17 protein-coding genes are annotated in these 14,533 nt (G+C 32.0%); 7 read left to right on the forward strand and 10 right to left on the reverse strand.

The genetic code is table 11. From position 1 onward, the window contains the following. Nucleotides 1-11: 11 nt before the first annotated feature. Nucleotides 12-689 (forward strand): haloacid dehalogenase type II, encoded by a 678-nt coding sequence (locus C4S76_RS04445; protein WP_105193064.1) that lies wholly within the window; start codon nucleotides 12-14, stop codon nucleotides 687-689. Between the two features lie 290 nt (nucleotides 690-979). Here C4S76_RS04445 and C4S76_RS04450 read toward each other — a convergent pair whose 3' ends face one another. The 7 genes from C4S76_RS04450 to C4S76_RS11905 form a co-directional block, all read right to left on the reverse strand. Continuing rightward, complete coding sequence (locus C4S76_RS04450; RefSeq protein ID WP_221404987.1) at nucleotides 980-1,405, reverse strand: flavodoxin; 426 nt, start codon at nucleotides 1,403-1,405, stop codon at nucleotides 980-982. Nucleotides 1,406-1,437: 32 nt separating this feature from the next. Next, complete coding sequence (locus C4S76_RS04455) at nucleotides 1,438-2,283, reverse strand: carboxymuconolactone decarboxylase family protein (RefSeq protein ID WP_105193066.1); 846 nt, start codon at nucleotides 2,281-2,283, stop codon at nucleotides 1,438-1,440. A 13-nt stretch (nucleotides 2,284-2,296) separates the two neighbouring features. After that, nucleotides 2,297-2,659: a cyclophilin-like fold protein gene (locus tag C4S76_RS04460; RefSeq protein ID WP_105193068.1), complete on the reverse strand. Its 363-nt coding sequence runs from the start codon at nucleotides 2,657-2,659 to the stop codon at nucleotides 2,297-2,299. Nucleotides 2,660-2,762: 103 nt separating this feature from the next. Then, the gene (locus C4S76_RS12125) at nucleotides 2,763-3,326 is read right to left on the reverse strand and encodes a sugar O-acetyltransferase (RefSeq protein WP_105193070.1); all 564 of its coding nucleotides are present in this window, start codon (nucleotides 3,324-3,326) and stop codon (nucleotides 2,763-2,765) included. After that, nucleotides 3,326-4,372 (reverse strand): alpha/beta hydrolase, encoded by a 1,047-nt coding sequence (locus C4S76_RS04470; protein WP_105193072.1) that lies wholly within the window; start codon nucleotides 4,370-4,372, stop codon nucleotides 3,326-3,328. Before C4S76_RS04470 ends, C4S76_RS12125 begins: the two co-directional genes overlap by 1 nt. A gap of 4 nt (nucleotides 4,373-4,376) precedes the next feature. Further along, on the reverse strand, nucleotides 4,377-4,742 hold the full coding sequence (locus C4S76_RS11900) for a dihydrofolate reductase family protein (protein WP_221404984.1): 366 nt from the start codon (nucleotides 4,740-4,742) through the stop codon (nucleotides 4,377-4,379). A 66-nt stretch (nucleotides 4,743-4,808) separates the two neighbouring features. Then, the gene (locus C4S76_RS11905; protein ID WP_221404985.1) at nucleotides 4,809-5,063 is read right to left on the reverse strand and encodes a hypothetical protein; all 255 of its coding nucleotides are present in this window, start codon (nucleotides 5,061-5,063) and stop codon (nucleotides 4,809-4,811) included. Nucleotides 5,064-5,876: 813 nt separating this feature from the next. On the opposite strand from C4S76_RS11905, the gene C4S76_RS04480 reads away from it, so the two are divergent. Further along, nucleotides 5,877-6,191, forward strand: coding sequence for a CD225/dispanin family protein (locus C4S76_RS04480; protein ID WP_181044055.1), 315 nt, complete (start codon nucleotides 5,877-5,879; stop codon nucleotides 6,189-6,191). Between the two features lie 15 nt (nucleotides 6,192-6,206). On the opposite strand, the gene C4S76_RS04485 is transcribed toward C4S76_RS04480, so the two are convergent. Together C4S76_RS04485 and C4S76_RS04490 are read right to left on the reverse strand one after the other, a co-directional pair. Continuing rightward, nucleotides 6,207-6,614 (reverse strand): DUF2752 domain-containing protein, encoded by a 408-nt coding sequence (locus tag C4S76_RS04485; protein WP_105193076.1) that lies wholly within the window; start codon nucleotides 6,612-6,614, stop codon nucleotides 6,207-6,209. 91 nt (nucleotides 6,615-6,705) lie between these two features. Beyond that, nucleotides 6,706-7,059 carry a CD225/dispanin family protein gene (locus C4S76_RS04490; protein ID WP_105193078.1) on the reverse strand — a complete coding sequence of 118 codons (354 nt, stop codon included), beginning with the start codon at nucleotides 7,057-7,059 and terminating at the stop codon, nucleotides 6,706-6,708. 124 nt (nucleotides 7,060-7,183) lie between these two features. On the opposite strand from C4S76_RS04490, the gene C4S76_RS04495 reads away from it, so the two are divergent. The 4 genes from C4S76_RS04495 (at nucleotide 7,184) to C4S76_RS04510 (ending at nucleotide 10,501) form a co-directional block, all read left to right on the forward strand. Then, complete coding sequence (locus C4S76_RS04495) at nucleotides 7,184-8,113, forward strand: dihydroorotate oxidase (RefSeq protein WP_181044056.1); 930 nt, start codon at nucleotides 7,184-7,186, stop codon at nucleotides 8,111-8,113. Nucleotides 8,114-8,170: 57 nt separating this feature from the next. Continuing rightward, nucleotides 8,171-8,791, forward strand: a complete 621-nt coding sequence (gene udk, locus C4S76_RS04500) for a uridine kinase (protein WP_105193080.1) — start codon at nucleotides 8,171-8,173, stop codon at nucleotides 8,789-8,791. Between the two features lie 13 nt (nucleotides 8,792-8,804). After that, on the forward strand, nucleotides 8,805-9,161 hold the full coding sequence (locus tag C4S76_RS04505; RefSeq protein ID WP_105193082.1) for a septum formation initiator family protein: 357 nt from the start codon (nucleotides 8,805-8,807) through the stop codon (nucleotides 9,159-9,161). Nucleotides 9,162-9,406: 245 nt separating this feature from the next. Beyond that, on the forward strand, nucleotides 9,407-10,501 hold the full coding sequence (locus C4S76_RS04510; RefSeq protein WP_105193084.1) for an AI-2E family transporter: 1,095 nt from the start codon (nucleotides 9,407-9,409) through the stop codon (nucleotides 10,499-10,501). 13 nt (nucleotides 10,502-10,514) lie between these two features. Here C4S76_RS04510 and C4S76_RS04515 read toward each other — a convergent pair whose 3' ends face one another. Then, on the reverse strand, nucleotides 10,515-11,447 hold the full coding sequence (locus tag C4S76_RS04515; RefSeq protein WP_105193086.1) for a DMT family transporter: 933 nt from the start codon (nucleotides 11,445-11,447) through the stop codon (nucleotides 10,515-10,517). Nucleotides 11,448-11,776: 329 nt separating this feature from the next. Between C4S76_RS04515 and C4S76_RS04520 the strand changes: the two genes are divergently transcribed. Further along, on the forward strand, nucleotides 11,777-14,533 hold the full coding sequence (locus C4S76_RS04520; RefSeq protein WP_181044057.1) for a TonB-dependent receptor plug domain-containing protein: 2,757 nt from the start codon (nucleotides 11,777-11,779) through the stop codon (nucleotides 14,531-14,533).

Here is a 14,533-nt window from a genome sequence, read left to right on the forward strand (position 1 = left end):
ATATAAATATTATGAAAACAAATCAACTTATTTTAAAGCCAAAAGTTTTATTTTTTGATATCAATGAAACTATTTTAAACACCGCCCCTTTAAGATCGTTTCTTTCTTATAAATTCGGTAAAAATGCTTACGACTTATGGTTCTCAAAACTATTGCATTACTCATTAGTCTCAACGGTTACCGATACTTACAAAAACTTCGGACTTATTGCAATAGATGCTTTGAAGGTAGTGTCTAACTTAAAGAGGACTGATTTTACCGCAGATACCTCAACTCAACTGGTGAATATTCTATCTTCATTACCGGCATTTCCGGACGTTTTAAAAGCTCTCGAAATACTCAAAGAAAAAGGATACTTGATTGTGGCTCTATCTAATTCGTCAAAAGATTTACTAAAAAGACAACTAACAAATGCCAAAATTGATTATTTATTTGACAAACAAATTAGTACAGAAATCTTCCAAAGTTATAAACCGCATCGGGATGTTTATCTTAAAGCTGCATACCTTTTAAATACTCCTATAGAAGAATGTATGTTAGTTGCCTCCCATAATTGGGATGTATATGGTGCATTATGTGCAGGCTTAAGAGCTGCTTTTATAAAAAGAAGTGAGCAACAAGCATACTTCTTATCATTAAAACCAGATATAGAAGGGATTGGCTTATTATCTTTATTTCAAGAACTATAAAATACATATTCAGAAGCTAAATATTCTTTGTGATATGAACGCAGTTTTCAACGAAATAATGGATAGGATAAATATTGAATCACAAATGATTGATTTGTAAGGGCTATTTATCTCGTGAAAAGGCTGTCAGAATGGTTAAATTCCTCAAATATTGTCTATCTGAACTACGTGATTATTTTCTCGTTTTGAAATCGATAACACTACAGACCGAAATAGAATTTTTCAAAGAATTGAAGCCTAAAGTATTGGGACTGTTGCTGTATTTCAACAAAATACTTCAGACTCTTTGTTCACATTCTTATTTCAGCTTCGGATAAACGTACACAAAATACCTTTCCTTCTTTAATAACTGTCATTAGTGAACAGCTTCTTCTCAGATTTTCGACTGCTTTGCGAAAACTACTTCTGCCGGAAGTGGCGAAAAGGATTACTGTTTTGCCCGAAAAATCGTAGCTCTCCATAAAAGTATTGATGATAGTCGGTGCGATATACAACCAAACCGGAAATCCGATATAAATGACGTCGTAATTTTCGATTTTCGCCTCCCTGTCTGTGATTGCCAGACGGAAATCCTTATCACGCATTTCTACGCTGCTCCGGCTTTTTTTATCAGTCCAATCGAGATCGGCCGCTGTGTATGGAGTTTCGAACTTTATCTCATATATGTCGGCACTCGTAATCTGTAAGAGCCTTTGTCGTACGTGTCGCGGAAAAATAACTTACTAACGTTTTCATCATTTTATTCTTTTTATTTTCCAAGTTTATTATATTCTATATCGCTTACGGGTTCGAGCCATTCGTTCGAGGCATTCTCGCCGGGAATTTCAAAGGCAAGATGTGCAAACCAGCTGTCAGCAGCAGCTCCATGCCAATGCTTGACGTTAGCGGGAATGTGTATCACATCGCCGGGAAGCATCTGCACAGCATCCTTACTGTCTTCCTGATACCAGCCACGCCCTGCTATACATACAAGCATCTGCCCGCCACCTTTAGTTGCATGATGGATATGCCAGTTATTCCGACACCGGGGTTCGAATGTTACATTAAAGAAAGGAATTTGCTCCTTAGAAATAGGAGCCAGATAACTGTTGCCGATAAAGTATTTGGCATAAGCCTTATTGGGCTCTCCTATCGGGAAAATCATCTCTCGCTGAAATGCTGCCTTGCCATTGTCGTCTGCTGTACTATCTTTTGCCCATACATCTTTAGCCATGCGAAACGCTCCCCATGCATTAGGCCATCCGGCATAAAAAGCAATGTGAGTGAGCATTTCGGAAATCTCGGTACGCGTTACCCCGTTTTCTTTTGCAAATTGCAAATGATGGCTTAGTGACGAATCTATAATGCCCTTGCCTATGAGGGTTGCGACGGTAATCATGCTACGGTCACGCGGACTAAGACCCGGACGGTTCCATATTTCTCCGAAGAGAACCTCATCGTTCAACTCAGCAAATTTAGGAGCAAACTCTCCTAATTGCATGCGACCGGCAGTTTGTGTAATCTTTTCTTGTGCCATATTATATTGTATATTAGTTATTGAAATAATTATTACTAAAAGTAGTGCTTTCTTTACATTTACATTTATCTTTTCCATCAAATTTTCAGATTTAGTTTATTGATAGTAGTACTGTTACATCACCATTCCCCAGTGCGGACAACAATTCTTCACGCTTAGTATTGTCAATCTTTCCCAGCCGGGTAAACGAATAGGTATTAGGAGCATAGTAAATGACAAACTGATTTCCTTGATAAAGAATCAAGTCTCCGACAGAGGTGGTGATATATTCGTCATTCCTTGGCAAAGTCGTTACCAAAGTACCAACCTTTTCCATATTGGCATAATCCCGCATATTTATACTGATGTCTTCTTTCGCAAGCAATTCTTTGAGGGCTTTCGCCGAAGAATTATCTGCCAATGTAGCAGTAAATGTCTTACTGCCTGCCGTTAGTTTGATTGTATTCTTTTCCATATTGTTTTTTTTTCGTTTTTTCCGGTTCTGAGGAATCGTTTCCGCATGTCATTATAGTGAATAATGGTAAGAACGCCCATATTGATAATAACTTCTTCATAGGCTATTTTGTTTTGATTTTTCGTATTATTTTTGCAGGAACACCTCCGACTATAGTGTTATCCGGGACATCTTTTGTTACTACCGCACCTGCCGCTACAATGGCGTTCTCGCCCACGGTGACACCCGGCAGAACAGTGACCGAAGCTCCTATCCATGCCCCTTTTTTGATATGTACCGGTTTACTGTAAACATACCGTCGCAGTTCAGGGTCTTCAGGGTGGTTTTCCGTAATGATATTGGCTTTGGGACCGATGAGTACCCTGTCTTCTACCGTAATGCCTCCACGATCCATAAAGGTGCAGCCCATATTGATAAAGACCTCTTTGCCGATGGTGGTATTCTTTCCCCAATCGGTATAAAAGGGAATGCAGACTGTGGTTGTTTCATCTATTCTGATGCCGAGCAGTTCATTGATTTTCTCCCTAATCAGAGCATGTCCGAAGGGCAGCTTATTGAGTTCGATTGTTTTTGCAAACACCCAATCTATCTGTTCCTGTACTTTGTGATAATCAGGGTCGTCCATCCGGATCATCTCGCCCTGATGTAATCTTTCTATTATATCCATTATTTCAGGTTTTCATTAAAAAATGATGCCAGCTTGTCGAACGGAATCATATCCAGACGGTCATACAGGTCTGTATGGTTCGCTCCGGGAATTATCATCAGTTCTTTATTATCACCCGTAAGTTTCTTGTAAGCATCTTCGCCGAAATAACGCGAATGGGCTTTCTCTCCGTGGATAATCAATACCGGGTTACGTATCTCTCCGATATACGCGAGCTGTGGCGTATTGATGAACGAGAGGGAAGAGGTCACGTTCCAGCCATTATTGGAATTCAGAGACCGTTCGTGGTAACCGCGTGGTGTTTTGTAATAGGCATAATAGTCTTTCACGAACTGCGGCGCATCATCGGGCAGCGGATCCACCACGCCTCCCGCAAGGGCATAAGTACCGTTTTTGAAATCCACGTTACGCCGGGCATTGAGTTTTTCGCGAAGTTCATAACGTGCTTCGGCATCCATCGCGTCAAAATAACCGTTGGCATTTACCCTGCTCATATTGTACATCGTAGAAGCTACCGTAGCCTTAATTCGGGTATCGATGGCGGCGGCATTGAGCGCGAGCCCGCCCCATCCGCAGATGCCGAGTATTCCGACGCGTCCAGGATCAATGCCATCAAAGGTGGAAAGAAAATCGACGGCTGCACTGAAATCCTCGGTATTGATATCAGGCGAAGCCACATAACGGGGTTCGCCGCCGCTCTCGCCCGTATACGAAGGATCGAAGGCCAATACGACAAATCCACGTACGGCGAGTTGGTTGGCGTAGAATCCCGAAGCTTGTTCCTTGACCGCCCCAAAAGGTCCGCTAATGGCTATCGCCGCCGATTTACCGCCCTGATTTTTCGGTATGTAGAGGTCTCCTGTCAATCCGATTCCGAAGCGGTTTTTGAAGTGTACTTTTTGACGGGTTACACGGTCGCTTAATCCGAATGTGTAATGTTCTGTTGTATTCATATCATTTGAATTTTGATTGTTATTTTTGTCGCCGATTGCAGGACTGACCCAAAAAAGGAGCAGTACAACCGCCATAACGGATAATTTCTTCATCCCTTTATTTTTTAATGCTATATCTTAACCAAACACAATCGCCTGCCAGTTGTTCAACCGCCAGCAACGAGAACTCCACAGGTGGTTTTTCGGGCAGGCAGCCGGCACGTCCGAAAAGGGTAACTGTATCCGGAGAACCGTCCGTAACGGGAGCGACAACAAGGCTTAATTCGTCAATCAGACCTTCATTCAGAAATGAACCGTTTATATAGCCACCCCCGGATAACATCAGGGTTTCGATGCCGAAAAGTTCATATAGCTTTTCGGAAGCAAGAGCACAATCAAGGTTTTCATCTCCGGCAATGATATAGGAAATATTCAACCGTCGAAGAAAATCCTTATAGGCGTTCGACGATTTTCCGGTCAGCACCTCGATGATGTGAGCGGTTGGTCGGCCTTCGTCTTCGAAATCGCCGGATTCCCATCCGATTCTTCCCTAAGCATCCACCGACACATAATACATCGGAGCGTCTTTTACGGCTACAAAGTCTCCTTCGGAAACGACCGGAGCATTTCGGTCCAGATTCGGTTTATGATAAAAAGTAAAATTCTCATTGGTAGTAACCCGTCCGCACAGCCATACCTGCGGATTGTAGAAATTGTTGGTACGTTCGTACTCATGGTTTACGCCATTTGCGGCATCTGTTTCCATAAACGGCCCCGTAATCTTTCCGTCCACCGCCGTCATCATGTGGCAAATAATCCTCAGTCTCATATTCTCTGATTTTATTTATGTATCTCACTATAATGCAAAGAAAATGCAAAAACCATAAAGTAATTTTGTCTTTCAGCTCAATTTTATTTGCTGAAAAGATCTTGTACAAAAAGGCTTCATATTTGATGCAATCTTTTCTTATATGCCCAAGTACCTATGTTTTATTTGACGGTCAGTCCAAGCACTTTACCACTCCATTCGGTTTGCCGAAAAGCATTTATTCCTGCTTTCATCAAACAATTGCCGAATATATCGGATTTTTTGAATTATAATGTAGGTATCTTATCATAAAAGAGTCAGAATAAATTCCGGAGAAGTGAATGTTCGTTCTGATGAGATAAATGAATTGATAAATAAAGCCGAGGTTATTTTACAAACTCTGAACTCTAAATATTTATTTTAATAAGCATGTGATTTATGATTTTACTGATGTGCAATTAGGATACGATATTTTTAGAAGGGTTGATGAATGGAAAGAATATTGGCAAATTATGGATTTCTCAAACAAAAATAACTACAGATAGGTGATTTATCTAACTCCAAAAATTGAAGAAAGATAGTTACAAAATTTATTGCATATATTTGTCTTAAGAACTATTTGAATCTATGAAAATTAAAGCTTAACAAGGTTTTATGGTTATTTTTAAATCGTTTATGTTTCTCTTTTTACTCTTTCTTATTGATTGATAATCAATTAAATTCTATTTTTCTATATGGTTTACTTTACAAAAGTTAAAAAGATAAGAGATATTTTACTTTAATTAGTATCTTTACATAAATTTCATGATTATGAATCATAGTTCTTTTAATTCTGATAATTTTCAATTGAAAAGAATTCCTTACCTAAAAATCATTTTGTGTTGCTTATTATGTCTTCCTATAGGAATCTTATCTATTATTTTATATACTAAGTCCAAAATTTATTGGAAAAAAAATAAATATGAAAAAGCCTTAGAATTAAGTGATAAAGCTAAAGAATGGGCTATTAATGGTATAATGATAAGTGTAGTTTTATTTTTTTCTTATATTATACTTTCTTCTATAAATGTATTACCTAATTATGAGAAATATTTATTAGAATTAAAAGATATATTTTATAAATAAAATAAATTATAAAAATTATGGAGGTGGGGCTAAATAAATAAATGGTTTATAAGGAATATTTCTTAAAATTGTAAATAATATAACTATAACTAAAACTATAGTCCCTAAATCATTTGAAAACATAAATTTAGGTATATGATTATTTTCTTTTAAAATATATACTTTTATTACTACATAAAGAAGATATATAAAAAAAGGAAAGAAAATAATTAAAAAATTATATCGTAATGCCTGTAAAAATTCTCCGTGTAATAGGAGATGTAAAGCTCTTTGCCCACCACACCCTGAACAGTTATAACCTGTAACAATTTTAAATGTACAAGGAACACCCGAATGTGTATGTACTGGATCAGTAGAATAATAAAAGATTAGAACAATAGAACTTACCATAATTAGAAAGCTCCATACCCATATCCTTTTCATATTTCTTTTTTACTTTAACAAATAAAAGCTGGGATATCTTATAAATACTCCCAACTTCTATAAATTTTTAATTAACCTTTTAAAAAATTAATTATTTAAATTGATTAAAATAATTTTCATAGTAAGCTATTCCGTAAATAGAATAGATAACTAACTGAATTATTATATTTATAACCACTAAACCTAAGGATATAAAAGAAAAAATTTTCACATTTTTTGCAGCCTTCTGAGCACCATCATAATCTTGAGCATTGTATTTTGTTCTTACCTGAGAGGAATATACAATAGCAATAATCCCTAATATTAAACCAATCCAACAAGGAGAACAACAACCCAAAATTGTTGAAATTATCGCTAATGGAAGATTATTACTAGGCATAGGTGGCATTCCTGTAAAAAGATCTTCAGATGATTGAGACGGTTGCTCATAATTTTGATTTTCCATATAATTTAATTTTTGGCAAATATAACTTTTTCATTTATTTTATTTTATACAAAAATTAATAATTTAACTCCTGGTAACTTAATTTTATAATTTAAATTTTTAGATATTTGTAAAAATTTAATCCATGATATCCGTTGAGACTAAAATATCTAATAAAATTTTTGACAATTGTTTAATGAATGCTTCCGGTGCTAAGTGTATGACTTTTGAGGATCTTTCAAAACTTAAAAATTCAGAATCCGGAACCTGGATAACAAAAAGTTGTACAATCTCTTCTAGAGAGGGTAACCCCTCTCCTCGTTATGTAGATTTAAAACTAGGTAGCATTAACTCTATGGGGTTACCTAATTTAGGGTTTCAATTTTACTTAGACTATGTATTAGAAGAACATAAATTGGGTAATGATCATTTATTTTTCTCTATTGCGGGATTATCTTTGGAAGAAAATATGGAAATGCTTAATAAGATTAACAGTTCTGATTTTCAGGGTTGGGTTGAGCTAAATTTATCTTGTCCCAATATTCAGGGAAAACCTCAAACGGGTTATGATTTTGAACGAACAGAAGAAGTTTTAAATAAAATATTTTCATTTTATTCTAAACCTTTAGGTGTAAAACTTCCTCCATATTTTGATATGGTCCATTTTGAAATAGTAGCTGATATACTCAATCAGTATCCACTACAATTTGTAACTTGTATTAACAGTATCGGAAATGCATTATATATTGAAGATGAATCTGTAGTGATTAAGCCAAAAAATGGTTTTGGGGGAATTGGAGGCGCATATATTAAACCTACTGCTTTAGCCAATGTAAGAATGTTTTATAAATTATTACGAAATGATATTTCTATTATTGGCTGTGGTGGGGTTGAAACAGGTAAAGATGTTTTTGAACACCTTTTATGTGGGGCTTCTATGGTACAAATAGGAACACAGCTCATGAAAGAAGATATTTCTGTATTTTCAAGACTTTTAACTGAACTAAAAACAATCATGAAAGCCAAAAATTATAAGTCTTTAAAGGATTTTAAAGGAAAATTGAAAGAACTGTAACAATATTTTTTAAAATTCCATTTATAATTGTAAATTTATCATAAAATATATTTTTTAATGTTAACTATAGGTATTGCAGGAGGAACAGGATCCGGAAAGACAACAGTAGTAAATAATATTTTAAAACAACTAGACTCTAATCAAGTCAATGTCTTAACACAGGATAATTATTATCATTATAATCCTAATTTATCTTTCGATGAAAGAGTCAAACTTAATTATGATCACCCAAGATCTATTGATTTTGACTTATTACTTAAACATGTACAACAATTAAAATCAGGACTACCGATAAATGAACCTCTTTATTCTTTTATTACACACTCCAGAACAGAAGATGTAACAATGATTCAACCTAAGGAAATTTTAATCGTTGAAGGTATTTTAGTTTTGGCTGATACAGAACTGAGAAAAGAATTTGATGTAAAAGTTTTTGTTAATGCTGATTCTGATGAAAGACTCATCCGAAGAATACGAAGAGATATTCAGGAAAGAGGTAGAGATTTAGAAGAAGTAATAGAACGATATCAAACTACGTTAAAACCTATGCATGAAGAATTTATACAACCTTCTATGGCCTTTGCTGATATTATAATTCCAACAATGAAAAAAAATACTGTAGCTATTAATGTTTTAAGTTCTGTAATTAAAAATACTTTAAAAGTAACTCATAATTAATCATTAACCCACGATGTCACAGATTAATAAATCTACGAAAAAAATTACAATACTGGGTAAAAACTGGTATTCCAGTATGTATTTTATTATTTCCGTGATCTTTATTATCTGGATGTTATTTTTTGATACTAACTCTTATCTTACGCATAAAGAATTAAATAGTGAAATATCAAAACTGGAACATGAGAAAGAATATTATAAAAATAAATTAGACTCTGAAAATATACAATACAAAAATCTAAAATACAATAAAGAAGCGCGAGAAAAATATGCTCGTGAAAATTATTTTTTTAAAAAAAATAATGAAAATATTTTTATTATTATTAACTATGAGGATACTATAACCCCAAAAACCAAACCTAAAAAATAAATTTAGGTATGTATTATAAATCGAACCTTTTCTGATTTATTCGCGGAAAGAAAGATAAAAAAACAAAAGTAGATTAAAAGTCAAAAAAATAAATCATCAAGATTAAATTATAAAATAACATAAAACAAATCATAATTATATTAGACTTAATGGAATTATTAAAAAATGATTAAACTACTTTTAATAAAATAAAAACAAAACTTAAAAATTACTAGTGAAAACTTAAAAAGTTTTATTCAAATATAATGAATTACAAAGAATTAAGTAAGGGTATTATTAGTGCAGTAACTGTTATAGCTTTGACGGTCCTATTGGTATTTCTTCTATGGAAAATACGTTTTATTCTAGGTTATTTATTTATTGCCTTTGCTCTTTCTCTTATGGGCAGACCTATTATGAATTTTTTAAATGGAAAAATTAGAATTTCTAAAACTATTTCTGCTTTTATTACTATATTATTAATGTTCAGCATATTTTTTGCTTTTCTTTCTTTAATTATCCCTTTAGCTATTGAGCAAGCAGGTAATCTATCTTTACTTGATACTAATAAACTGCAGGCATCTATCACTGAACAAATTAAAATTATTGATGAGTCATTAAAAAACAAACATATCTATTTATTTGATGGAAATTATGCTAAATTGCTAACTCCGAAATATAAATTCAAAATTCATCAGGACACAATTCAAATTGGTTTTTCCATATTATCCAAAATAGGTATTTCTATATTTTCTATAGTTTTCATAACATTTTTCTTTCTTAGAGAAAAAGATTTATTCAACAAAATAATTGTTGGTGCCGCTCCGACAAAAGATATAAAAAAAGTAATTTTAGCCCTTTCTAATATAAAAAATTTATTAACCCGTTATTTTTTGGGTATATGTTTACAAATTTTTGCCATGTTTATTTTATACTTAATAATATTAGGAAGTTTCCGCATAGAAAATATGATTATTATAGCCATATTTTGTGCATTTTTTAATCTAATTCCTTATTTAGGTCCTTTAGTAGGTTTTTTTATTATAAACATATTAAGTATGAGTAGTATGTTTACTTTAGGTATGGATCTTAATTTACAAATATTTCCTAATATTATATGGATCAGTATTTTATATTTAATAGCTCAATTAATTGATAATGCTGTTTTTCAACCACTCATTTATGCAAAGAGTGTAAAATCACATCCATTAGAAATATTTTTAGTTATGTTAATATTCGGGGTTTTATTTGGAGCTATTGGAGTGATTTTTGCCATTCCGGGATATACAGTACTCAGAGTTATTCTAAAAAGTTTTTTCAACCGATTTAGGATTGTTCAAGCAATTACAAAAAATATTTAAAAATTTTTTACCTTTATTTACTCCGAATAATTTTTCTATTATTCAGATTAAGATAAATAATAGATCCTAAGAGCAAAACAACTGCAAAAATCTGTAAAGATGTTAGATAATACTTATTAACAAAGGTATCTATTAGAACAACCGTAAAAGGATAAGTCAGTTCAAATATAGAGGTTAATAATGCAGGGGTATTTTTTAAACCGACATAATAAACAAAAACTTCTGTCAATCCCCAAAACGAACAAAAAACAGCAAATAATAATAAAGATCGATTATCCAAAAAATAATTGATATCACTAATTAAATTACCGGATAAAATTACTAAAACTCCTACAATGATTGTTGTAAAGAAAAAACGATAAAAAGTACTAGTAAAAAAATCGTATTTATGTAAAATTTTTTTACCAAATACCAAAGAACTTCCATAAGAAAATGCAGCAAGTAATGAATAACAAATAGCTTGGATATTATTACTTTCCAACATCATGGGACTTTGAAATCCGAAAGCTAATAGGTAACTGGCTACCAAAGCCACCAAAGCAACTATAAAAAATTTGAGATTTGGCTTTTCTTTTAATATTATAATAGACATAGCTATAGCAAAAACAGGCTGCAATTTCTGCAATAATATAACTATACTCACTTTACTAAAGCCACTAAGTTGTAATGCTTTTACTATTGATAAAGTGCCTATAGTTCCTCCGAATAAAGCAATCAAAAATAAATATACATAATCATTCCAAGAAAATATTTTTAACATTTTATATTTTCTAAAACAAAAAACGGACAGAAATAAGGTAGGTATAAGATGAGCTACGAATACAATAAATTTAACATTATAAAAATGAAATATTTTGTAATACAAACCAATTAATATTCCTCCATCTATACCAAGCATTACAGAAGCTAGGATTATGAAAAAGGAACCTAAATATTTTTTATCCACTCCTATTTATTATAATTAAAATGAGTGCAAAATTACTCTAAAATATCAAAAAATAGAACAGAATAATTTCATAAAATTTATCTCAAATAATAAAAAATAAATTATAAAGTACTAATAGTAATGTATAGTTACTTAATAAAAAGAAATACAAATAAATATTATTATAATAATTATATTTTATATTATATATATGTTCTTTAGAAAAGGAATTTCAATTATTCATAATTTATTCATTTTTTTTGATTTTTTTTTAATAATACCTCATTTTAGAATACAAAATTTATATATTTGCTAATACTTATTTAGACTAATTAAAAGTAATGAGTTGTTTGAAATATATTTTTTTACTAATTTTTTTTCCTGGATTTATTTTCTGTCAGGAAATTAAAATAGAATTAAAACTAATAATAAAAGATGAAGAAAACAATTTGATCAATAATGCTAAAATTATTATCCAAGGTAAAGAAAATAAAACTATAACCTTTTATACCGATGAAAAAGGAAAAGCTGACATTCAAATTATTAAAGGTAAATATACATTATTCATATCTCATTCCAGATATGCTTCCTACAGCTCAGAGATTCAACTAAACGGAAATTTAACTCAAGAAATAAAATTAAAAACAAAAGAAAATGAATTAGAAACTATTATCGTAACAGCAAAAGAGTCAAAAGGTATCACTACAAAATCAATTATAGACAAAAAAGCTTTAGAACTTTTGCAACCTTCCAGTTTTACGGATGTATTGGAATTATTACCCGGAGGATTAGCAAAGGATCCTGAATTTACTTCTGTAAACCCTATTCAACTCAGACAAGCTAGTTCTGTTTCCGGATATAATACAAATTCTTTGGGGACGCTTTTTATGATTGATGGCATTCCTATCAATACAAATGCTGACCTTCAATATTCTCCCGATCCTTTGAATCAAACCATTACAAACGGACAGCGTTTTTCCAATCAAAGAAAAAAAACTACTTCTATCGGAATCGATATGAGAACGATTTCTACAGATGACATAGAAAAAGTTGAAATTATACGGGGAATTCCTTCTGTAGAATATGGAGATTTAACCTCTGGGGTTGTGAATATAACAAGAAAAAAAGGAGGAAATAAGTGGGAAGGAAGATTTAAGGCTGATGGGTATAGTAAACTATATTATATAGCGAAGGGATTTGAAATTCCTAAATATCAATGGAACATAAATGCAAGTATGGATGTACTTGATGCTAAATCAGAGCCTAGAAATACTTATGATACTTATAAAAGATATACAGCCTCACTCCGAAGCCAAAAAATATTCTCATTAACTTCTTCTCAACTAGTATGGGATCTTAATTTAGACTTTACCGGCTCTATAGATGACGAAAAATTTGATCCTGATACCGGTTATGATAAAATAGACCGATACAAATCCACTTATTATAAATATGGAATATCTAATAATTTTGAACTCTTATTGAAAAAAAAATGGATTAAAGATATTCAGTTAAGTACCTCAATTAGAGAAGAAGTTGACAAAATTGAGCAAATAAAGTTTATACAGCTGCCAGCTGTGGCTCCCCTACCCATATCTATGGACGAAGGTGCCTTTGACGGAATTTATCTAGATAAGAACTATGCATCTAATCTATATGTAGAAGGAAAACCCTTAGATGTATTTCTTAAACTAATATCAAATATGTATGCCAAAACTTTAGGTTTTAAACATAGCATATTAATTGGAAGTGATTGGACCTATTCTAAAAATAATGGTAGAGGTCAAATCTATAATCGTCTACAACCCCCTAATCTAAATATGGGTTCTTTCCCAAGAAGATATAAAGATATTCCGTCTATGTCTAAACTATCCTTATATGCAGAAGATAAAATAGGCTTCAATATTAATAAAAATCATTTCATTTTGAGTTTAGGATTACGATCTTTTAAAATGACTAATATGGATCATTCTTATAAACTAGCCAAAAGCTTTTTTTGGGAACCCAGAGCTAATTTCCAATGGTCTATGCCTCAAATGTTTATTCATAATAAAGCCTTTACTGTGGATATAACCTTAGGATATGGAGAACACAAAAAAGTGCCTACTTTAGAGTTATTATATCCGGATCTTCATTACATAAACTATACACAATTAAATTATTTTCATAACAATCCGGAGTATAGAAAATTAAACTTTCAAACTTATATTATTAATAAAGAAAACAAAGACTTAACGGTAGCTAATAATAATAAAAAAGAAATAAGATTTGATTTTAGTTATGATAACAACAACTTATCAGTAACAATATTCCGTGAAAAAATGACTTCCGGTTTCCGAACCATGACTTATTATAAACATTTTATTTATAAGAAATATATTACTGATAATATTGACCATATAAATATTACTGCTCCTCCTGATCTTACTAATCTGTCTTACGAAATAAAAAATGATTTTGCTACTTATACGAAAACAGAAAATGGAAGTACCACTGATAAAAAAGGAGTAGAATTCCAATATTCTTCTAAAAGATTTTCTATAATCAATACACGTTTCACCTTTAGTGGTGCTTGGTTTAACACTATTTACCGTAATAGTGTTCCCATGTATAAATCTTCAGATGTTATATTGAATAATGAAAAAATTCCTTTCGTAGGCCTATACAAAGATGATGACGGATATGAGTTGGAAACTTTTTCCACTAGTTTTATGGCAGACACTTACATTCCTATATTAAAAATGAACTTTTTAACATCTGTACAATGTTCATGGTATAATTTAACTGAATACATGAAAAAAGATCGATCTCCACTGTATTATATGGGATATGATGAGGTTTTACATCCTTATACGGAAGCTGACAAAAATGACACCTATCTGAAATGGTTATACAGAGATAACAATAATTTAGATTCTCGCAGAGTACCTCTTTCACTTAATATAAACCTAAAATTTTCAAAAAAAATGTATCATGAAAAAATAACCGTTTCCATGTTTGTTAATAAACTATATAACTATAATAAAAAATATGAAATATACGGAGTTGTACAAAGAAGATCTTCCTATTCCCCCTATTTTGGAATGGAAATTAATTTTAAACTATAA

The sequence above is a fragment of the Apibacter adventoris genome (assembly GCF_002964965.1).
Classification (GTDB): domain Bacteria; phylum Bacteroidota; class Bacteroidia; order Flavobacteriales; family Weeksellaceae; genus Apibacter; species Apibacter adventoris.

Bases quoted from the DNA above. Each gene is read 5' to 3' on its own strand.
- C4S76_RS04445 (WP_105193064.1), top strand. From the start codon at position 12: ATGAAAACAAATCAACTTATTTTAAAGCCAAAAGTTTTATTTTTTGAT.
- C4S76_RS04455 (WP_105193066.1), bottom strand. From the start codon at position 2,283: ATGGAAAAGATAAATGTAAATGTAAAGAAAGCACTACTTTTAGTAATA.
- C4S76_RS04460 (WP_105193068.1), bottom strand. From the start codon at position 2,659: ATGGAAAAGAATACAATCAAACTAACGGCAGGCAGTAAGACATTTACT.
- C4S76_RS12125 (WP_105193070.1), bottom strand. From the start codon at position 3,326: ATGGATATAATAGAAAGATTACATCAGGGCGAGATGATCCGGATGGAC.
- C4S76_RS04470 (WP_105193072.1), bottom strand. From the start codon at position 4,372: ATGAAGAAATTATCCGTTATGGCGGTTGTACTGCTCCTTTTTTGGGTC.
- C4S76_RS11905 (WP_221404985.1), bottom strand. From the start codon at position 5,063: ATGATGACGGCGGTGGACGGAAAGATTACGGGGCCGTTTATGGAAACA.
- C4S76_RS04480 (WP_181044055.1), top strand. From the start codon at position 5,877: ATGAATCATAGTTCTTTTAATTCTGATAATTTTCAATTGAAAAGAATT.
- C4S76_RS04485 (WP_105193076.1), bottom strand. From the start codon at position 6,614: ATGAAAAGGATATGGGTATGGAGCTTTCTAATTATGGTAAGTTCTATT.
- C4S76_RS04490 (WP_105193078.1), bottom strand. From the start codon at position 7,059: ATGGAAAATCAAAATTATGAGCAACCGTCTCAATCATCTGAAGATCTT.
- C4S76_RS04495 (WP_181044056.1), top strand. From the start codon at position 7,184: ATGATATCCGTTGAGACTAAAATATCTAATAAAATTTTTGACAATTGT.
- udk (WP_105193080.1), top strand. From the start codon at position 8,171: ATGTTAACTATAGGTATTGCAGGAGGAACAGGATCCGGAAAGACAACA.
- C4S76_RS04505 (WP_105193082.1), top strand. From the start codon at position 8,805: ATGTCACAGATTAATAAATCTACGAAAAAAATTACAATACTGGGTAAA.
- C4S76_RS04510 (WP_105193084.1), top strand. From the start codon at position 9,407: ATGAATTACAAAGAATTAAGTAAGGGTATTATTAGTGCAGTAACTGTT.